General features: G+C 47.5%; 1 rRNA gene. It reads left to right on the forward strand.

Annotation, left to right across the window (positions count from 1 at the left end):
• Positions 1–126: 126 nt before the first annotated feature.
• A 23S ribosomal RNA gene (locus PSTU_RS0110145) occupies positions 127–295 on the forward strand; the annotation flags it as partial.

Consider the following 295-nt stretch of genomic DNA (forward strand, 5'->3'; position numbering starts at 1 on the left):
TCACTTTCACTGGTGATTATTCAAGTCAAGGTAAAATTTGCGAGATGCTCGAGAGAGCAACATGCGGATTTTCGGCGAATGTCGTCTTCACGTTATAGACAGTAACCAGATTGCTTGGGGTTATATGGTCAAGTGAAGAAGCGCATACGGTGGATGCCTTGGCAGTCAGAGGCGATGAAAGACGTGGTAGCCTGCGAAAAGCTTCGGGGAGTCGGCAAACAGACTTTGATCCGGAGATGTCTGAATGGGGGAACCCAGCCATCATAAGATGGTTATCACACACTGAATACATAGG

The organism is Stutzerimonas stutzeri SDM-LAC, assembly GCF_000235745.1.
Taxonomy (GTDB): domain Bacteria; phylum Pseudomonadota; class Gammaproteobacteria; order Pseudomonadales; family Pseudomonadaceae; genus Stutzerimonas; species Stutzerimonas stutzeri_H.